Origin of the sequence: Pseudonocardia kongjuensis (genome assembly GCF_039526905.1) — a bacterium.
Classification (GTDB): Bacteria; Actinomycetota; Actinomycetes; order Mycobacteriales; family Pseudonocardiaceae; genus Pseudonocardia; species Pseudonocardia kongjuensis.
In genome coordinates this window covers 59,498-66,038 of sequence record NZ_BAAAJK010000010.1, presented here as the reverse complement: position 1 = coordinate 66,038, position 6,541 = coordinate 59,498, and the positions used below count along the sequence as shown (strand labels likewise).

Below are 6,541 nucleotides of genomic sequence, written 5' to 3'. Positions count from 1 at the left end.
ATCGGATCCCGTGCGAACGACATGACCCCGTGCGGATGGTGGCGGGCGGTCGCGGAGCCGGAGGCCGGTGCCGAGTGAGCCCGCGGACTCGGTCAGGGCGGCGGGGCGGACTCGCTGATCGTGCCGGCCGCGATCCGGCGCAGCTCCTCGACGTGCGCGTCGAAGGCGGCCCGCCCGCTGCGGGTCTGCGCGATCCAGGTGATCCGGCGGGCGTCGGACCGGGTCGCCGAGCGGGACTTCGTGGTGGTCGCGTAGCCCGCCTCGACCAGGATCCGCAGATGCTTGGACAGCGTGGCGTCGGTGATCCCGAGGGTGTCCCGGAGCACCGCGAAGTCGATCTGCTCGACGTGCCGCAGCAGCCCGCTGATCCGGAGCCGCACGGGGGCGTGGATGGTGTCGTCGAAACCGAGCTCGGCCGATTCGTCCCGATCAGGCTGCACGGCGCAGGTTCTCCCTGGTCAGACGCTCGAACGCGACGTTGGCCCAGTACACGACGCCGAAGCAGACGACCGCCGGGACCAGCGCCCACCACGGTGACAGCGACGCCACCAGCCCCAGCGAGACGACGAGGAGCGCCAGCACCGCCACGCAGGCGACGGCGAACACGGCCCATCCCCGGCCGCCCACGGAGCGCGGGCGGATGCCGGTGATCCGCCGGTGCAGCCACAGCAGCACCAGGAGCACGAGCGCCAGGACCCACACCGCCGGCGCGCGGACGGACTCACCGAACGCGGGCACCAGCACGTACCACGCCGCGGCCAGCGCGAACGCGGCGTGCAACCAGGCCGGCGCGGCGATCCGGCCGGCGAGCGCGGCACGGTCGGACTCCAGATCCCGCAACGCGTCACGGGCGACCGATTCGTTTTCCATAGCGGCAACCAAATCATGTGCCATGCCGGCAAGTCAAGTGTGTTGCCGGATCGGAAAGCGATGACGCCGGGAAGATCCGCGGGTCGCGTGCCGTTGCACCGGTCATGGTGGACCTGACCATGTACACGACCAGCTGGTGCGGCTTCTGCCGCCGGCTGAAGCTCCAGCTCGACGAGGCCGGCATCGGCTACCGCGAGATCGACATCGAGCGCGAGCCGGATGCCGTCGCGTTCGTCGAGCAGGCCAACGGCGGGAACCGCACCGTCCCGACCGTCGTGTTCCCCGACGAGTCGGTGGCGACCAACCCGAGCTTCGCCGAGGTCAGGCAGCGCCTCGGCGTCTGATCCCGGTCACCGGGGAGGGCACGGCGGAGAAGACACGCCGGCGAGGGCACGGCGGCCCGGGCACTGCCCGGGCCGCCGTCGTGCGTCGGCGGGTCAGTCCCCGGCGGCCGCCCAGGACTCCAGCATGGTGCGGGCGATCGAGACCGTGCCCGGCAGCATGACGACCGGGTCGGTGTCGGGGCCGGCCGCGTCGTCGTCGCGGCTGCCCCAGTCCCCGCGGGCGAGCGCGGACCGCAGGTGCGCGCGGGTGATCCAGAGTGCCTCGGCGATCTCGCCCTCGGCCGGCTGCAGCGGGGCGTCCGGGTCGCCGATGGCGTGGAAGCCGACCATCAGCGACCGCGGGAACGGCCACGCCTGACTGCCCAGGTAGCGGACGTCGGTGACCTCGATCCCGACCTCCTCGGCGATCTCCCGCTGCACGCACGCCTCCAGCGACTCGCCGGACTCGACGAAGCCGGCGAGCACCGAGTAGCGGCCGACCGGCCAGACCGGCTGCCGGGCGAGCAGGACCCGGTCGGCGCCGTCGTGCACCAGGCAGATGATCGCCGGGTCGGTGCGCGGGTACTCCTCGTGCCCGTTCTCGCAGCGGCGGGCCCAGCCGGCGCTCTGCGGCCGGGTGCGGGTGCCGTCGACGGCGCAGAACCGGGACCGGTCGTGCCAGTTCAGGGTGGCGACCGCGCCGGTCAGGAGCCCGGAGCCGAGCGGGTCGAGGAACGCCCCGGCCGCCCGCAGGTCGGTCCACTCCCCCGGCCCGCCCGCGAACACGTCGCTGTCGGCGGTCTTCGCGGAGCCGATCCGCACCGCCCAGTACGGGACGCCGTCGGCCTCCCCGAGCAGGACGGCCTCCTCGGGGGGCTCCGGGGCGATGTCGGAGCCGGTGCGGGTGCGGACCCGGCCGTTGCGGCCGGCGGCGGCGTCCCAGGCGGCGGCGTCGCCCTCGCGGAACTCGCGGGCCGGGTCGACCTGCCAGTCCACCGGGGTGCGCCCGGACTCGTCGATGACGACCACCCGGGCCTTCGGCCAGGAGTCGCGCACGTAGTCCGGGTCGAGCCGCAGGTTCTCGTCGCGGACCAGCGCGTTGCGGGAGAGCACGGGCTGCTCGAGCAGGGTGAAGTCACCCCGGCGGGAGGCGTCGCCGCTCACCGGAGGCTCACCCCGCCGAGCGCCGCGAGCCGGGAGCCGATCGCCTCGGCGTCGCCGACGACCACGCCGGTGAACCGGGCCGGCGCGAACAGCTGCGCGGCCGCCTCGGCGACCTCGTCGACGGTGACCGCCTCCAGTCGTTGCGGGCGGTCCCGGAGCCACTCGACGCCGAGCCCGACGGCGTCGAGTGCGGACAGCGTCCCGGCCAGCGCGGACTGGCTGTCCAGCGAGATCAGCAGCGACCCGATCGCGTACCGGCGGGCCGACTCGACCTCCTGCTCGGTGGGCGGGACGGCGATCATCCGGCCCAGCTCGTAGCGGGTCTCGAGGAGCGCGGCCGCGGTGACGTCGGACGCGACGTCGACGTCGAGCCCCAGCACCGCCCCGCCGGGCACGAACTCCTGGCCGGAGTGCGCGCCGTAGGTGTAGCCCTTGTCCTCGCGCACGTTCTCCATCCAGCGCGAGGAGAAGTAGCCGCCGAACACCAGGTTGGCGAGCTGGAACGCGGTGTAGCGCTCGTCGGTGCGGTCCAGGCCGGGCGCGGTGAGCCGGATCTGGGACTGCACCGACCCGGGCCGGTGCACCAGCTCGAGATCGCCGGCGGCGGGCGCGGGCGGCGGCGACAGCCGGCGGGCCGGGTGCGCGCCGGACCAGTCGCCGAGGCGCGCGGTGACCTCGGCGATCGCGGCCTCCGGATCGATGTCGCCGACCAGCACCAGCCGGGCCCCGCCGGGCACGACGGTGCCGGCGTGCAGCTCCCGCACCCGGTCCGGCGTGATCTCGGCGACCGCGGCCGCGGTGGGCATCTCGGAGACGATCGGATGGTCGCCGAAGCGCTTGCGCATCAGCGCCTCGCGGGCGACCGTGCGCGGCTGCGCCCGGGCCACCGCGATCCGCTCGGCGAGCCGGGAACGCTCGCGGAGCACCTCGTCGTCGGGGTGGGTGGCGCCGGTGAGCACGTCGGCCAGCACGTCGAGCACGACCGGCAGCCCGGACGCCAGCGCGGAGCCGCCGATCTGCAGCCACTCCGGATCGACGCCGACGCCCAGCTCGCCGCCCACGCCGGCCAGCTCGTCGTCGATACCGACCCGGTCCCGGGAGGCGGTGCCGGTCAGCATCGTCTCGGCGACGAGCTCCATCCCGGCGGTCCATCCGGCGTCCGCCGAGTCGGCGGGGGACGCCGCCGGGATCCGCAGCACGGTCTCGACCAGCGGCACCCCCGGCCGGCGGGCGGCGATCACGGTCAGCCCGTTCGGGAGTGTCCCGGTCACGACCTCGGGCAGCGGCACCGGCCTGGTGCGGCCCAGCGCGGGCAGCTCGCGCGGGCCCCGCTCGGTGCGGCCGATCTCCTCGGCACTGCGGTGGGTACGGACGGCGGTCACGCGGCGGCTCCCTCTCGGTGATGGGCGGTGCCGTGGCCCCCGGCGGGGCGGGCGGCGCCGGGTGGACGGGTGCGGTGGACGGCGCGGGCTCCCCGGGGCGGCCGGGCGGCGGCGCGGTGCCTCGCCCGGTTCACTCGGCGACCCCGGGCGAGGCCGGTTCGACGGTCAGCACCGCACGGCCCGCGCTGCGCAGCCGCGCGGCCGCGGCCGCGACGTCGGCGGTGCCGAGCGCGGCCAGCCGGGCGGGCAGCTCCAGGGCGAGCTCGGCCCGGCCGTAGAGCAGCTCCCGGGAGCCGAGCCCGAGCATCCGGTACATCACCCGGTCGTCCTCCCGGTGCAGCGCCGCCGTCCAGCGGGCGGACTGGCGGGCCAGCTCGGCGGTGTCCGGGCCCTGCTCGGCGAGCCGGTCGAGCTCCTCGTCGACGGCGGCCGTCACCCGGTCCGGGGTGACCTCGGCCGGGTGCACCGCGGTGATCGTGAACGTGTCCGGGTCGCGGGCGTCGAACGGGCCGCCCATCAGCCCGTTGGACGCCGACACGTCGGTCACCGAGCCGTCCCGGTGCACCAGGCGGCGCTGCAGCCGGGCGGCCTCGCCGTCGGTCAGGACGGAGGCCAGCATCGCGTGCGCGAGGTAGCCGTCGGGATCGGTGGTCGGATCCGGCACCCGGTAGCCGAGGGCGAGCGCGGGCAGCGGGGCGTGCGCGTCGGTCACGCTCTGCCGCCGCTCGGTGCCCGGCACCGGCTCGGCGAACGACGGCCGCTGCGGCACCGGGCGGGCCGGGATGTCGCCGAAGTGCCGCTCGACGAGTGCGAGCGTGCCGTCCACCCCGTGCCCGCCGAGGTCACCGTGCACGGTGACCAGCGCGTTCCCCGGGGCGTAGAAGGTGTCGAAGAAGGCCGCCGCGTCGTCTAGGCTCGCCTGTTCGAGCTCGGAGAAGTCGCCGTAGCCGTTGTGCGCGTTGGGGAAGGAGTCGTAGAGGACCGGCGGCAGCAGGATCCACGGGAAGCCGCCGTAGGGGCGGTTGTGGACGTTGAGCCGGATCTCCTCCTTGACGACGTCGACCTGGTTGCGCAGGTTCTCCTCGGTCAGCTTCGGCGCGCGCAGCCGGTCGGCCTCCAGGAACAGCGCCCGGTCCAGCGCGGCGCCGGGCAGCACCTCGAAGTAGTCGGTGTAGTCCTGGTGGGTGGAGCCGTTGAAGATGCCGCCCGCGGACTGCACCTGGCGGAAGTGCTCCAGCTTCTCCAGGCTCTCGCTGCCCTGGAACATCAGGTGCTCGAACAGGTGCGCGAATCCGGTGCGCCCCTCCGGCTCGGAGCGGAACCCGACGTCGACGTGCACCGCGACGCCGACCGCCGGGGTCGCCGGGTCCGGCACGACGAGCACGCGCAGACCGTTCGGGAGCGTCGCCCGGTGCAGCGGGAGCGTGGCAGCGGGCTGATCAGTCACGGACACACGGCGAGGCTAACCCGCGGCACCGACAGAGTGCCGCGCTCAGGCGGGCGGCAGCACCACGAACTGGCGCAGACCCAGGTCACGGTAGGTGACCGGGCCGCGCGGGCCGGGGGTGTGGTCGACGTTGATCCCGGTCTCCGGCAGGCCGAGCAGCTTGTAGCCGTCGAGCAGCCGGGAGGTGGTGTTCCAGAACACCCCGGTGCCGGTGTAGCGGTCGATGAACCGCTGCGCGACGTCGGCGTCGGACGCGCAGATCGTCGCCGCCAGCCCGGAGGTCTCCCGGGCGGCGGTGTCGGCGGCGTCGTCCGGGCCGTCGACGGCGGCGACGGTCACGTGCGCCTCGGCGCCGGAGTCCAGCGCCCACTCGTGGCCGAGCCGGTGACTGTGCGGCGGCTCGGACAGCGTGATGCCGCGGGCGTCCAGGGCGGCCCTCGCGACCGGCAGCAGGGTGTCGTAGACGGGCCGGTCGACCAGCAGCAGGTTCAGCCGGTTGCACACGCCGAGCCGGTCGGTCGAGTCGGTGACCAGCCGGGTGACGTCGTCCGGGGTCGCGGACGAGTCCAGGTAGAGCACGCCGCCGCCGTCGGCGTGCGCGAGGACGCGGGTGCCCGCGGTCGCGCCGAGCAGCGTCAGCCTGCGGGTGACCTCGCCGGAGCCGCGCACGACGACCAGCGGGACCAGGTCGGGCAGCCCGACCAGCGCCTCGGCGCCGGCGTGCCCGGGCAGCGGCACCAGCTGGACCGCCTCGGCGGGCAGTCCGGCCTCGGTCAGCGCGGGGCGCAGCACCTGCTCGACGAGCGCGGTGGCACTGGCCAGCGCGGCCGAGCCGGTCCGCAGCACGGCGGCGCTGCGCGCCTTGAGCACCTGCGAGGCGACGTCGACGGTGACGTTCGGGCGGGCCTCGAAGACGGCGCCGATGACGCCGACCGGGATCCGCCGCTCGAACACCCGCTCCCCGGTCTCCAGGGTGCGGACCGGCCACTCGGTCGGCGGCTCGGGGGTCGCGGCGAGTACCTCCAGCTGGGTGGCGATGCCGGCGAGGCGCTCCTCGTCCAGCCGGAGCCGGTCGAGCAGACCGGCCGCCATCCCGTTGCGCTCCGCGGCGGCGACCTCGGCGGCGTTGACGTCGAGCAGCTCGACGGCGCGGCCGCGGATCAGCGCGGCGGCCGCCCGCAGCGCGTCGTCGATCCGGCCCTCCCCCGCGGCCCGCACCGCCGGGGCGGCGGCCCGGGCGCGCTGCGCGGCGTCCCGGACGGCGGCGAGCTCCGGGGCCTCGGAGTCTCCGGACAGGGCGGTGTCGGTCGCGGTGGAGGTGCTCACGCAGGTCAGGGTAGGCGCTCCCGGCCGGG

7 protein-coding genes are annotated in these 6,541 nt (G+C 75.4%); 1 reads left to right on the top strand and 6 read right to left on the bottom strand.

Annotated elements, in window-relative coordinates:
* Positions 1-92: 92 nt before the first annotated feature.
* Both ABD160_RS14310 and ABD160_RS14305 read right to left on the bottom strand, forming a co-directional pair.
* Positions 93-440, bottom strand: a complete 348-nt coding sequence (locus ABD160_RS14310) for a transcriptional regulator (RefSeq protein ID WP_344022467.1) — start codon at positions 438-440, stop codon at positions 93-95.
* Positions 430-870 carry a hypothetical protein gene (locus tag ABD160_RS14305; RefSeq protein ID WP_344022465.1) on the bottom strand — a complete coding sequence of 147 codons (441 nt, stop codon included), beginning with the start codon at positions 868-870 and terminating at the stop codon, positions 430-432. The genes ABD160_RS14310 and ABD160_RS14305 overlap by 11 nt, the downstream gene beginning before the upstream one ends.
* A 104-nt stretch (positions 871-974) precedes the next feature.
* Between ABD160_RS14305 and ABD160_RS14300 the strand changes: the two genes are divergently transcribed.
* Positions 975-1,214 carry a mycoredoxin gene (locus ABD160_RS14300; RefSeq protein ID WP_344022463.1) on the top strand — a complete coding sequence of 80 codons (240 nt, stop codon included), beginning with the start codon at positions 975-977 and terminating at the stop codon, positions 1,212-1,214.
* Between the two features lie 93 nt (positions 1,215-1,307).
* On the opposite strand, the gene nudC is transcribed toward ABD160_RS14300, so the two are convergent.
* The 4 genes from nudC to ABD160_RS14280 all read right to left on the bottom strand — a co-directional run bounded on the left by nudC (position 1,308) and on the right by ABD160_RS14280 (position 6,512).
* Positions 1,308-2,357 carry an NAD(+) diphosphatase gene (gene nudC, locus ABD160_RS14295; protein ID WP_344022461.1) on the bottom strand — a complete coding sequence of 350 codons (1,050 nt, stop codon included), beginning with the start codon at positions 2,355-2,357 and terminating at the stop codon, positions 1,308-1,310.
* Complete coding sequence (locus ABD160_RS14290) at positions 2,354-3,739, bottom strand: M16 family metallopeptidase (RefSeq protein ID WP_344022459.1); 1,386 nt, start codon at positions 3,737-3,739, stop codon at positions 2,354-2,356. The genes nudC and ABD160_RS14290 overlap by 4 nt, the downstream gene beginning before the upstream one ends.
* 130 nt (positions 3,740-3,869) lie before the next feature.
* Positions 3,870-5,192: a M16 family metallopeptidase gene (locus ABD160_RS14285; RefSeq protein ID WP_344022457.1), complete on the bottom strand. Its 1,323-nt coding sequence runs from the start codon at positions 5,190-5,192 to the stop codon at positions 3,870-3,872.
* Between the two features lie 39 nt (positions 5,193-5,231).
* Positions 5,232-6,512, bottom strand: coding sequence for an aldehyde dehydrogenase family protein (locus tag ABD160_RS14280; protein ID WP_344022454.1), 1,281 nt, complete (start codon positions 6,510-6,512; stop codon positions 5,232-5,234).
* Positions 6,513-6,541: the final 29 nt, after the last annotated feature.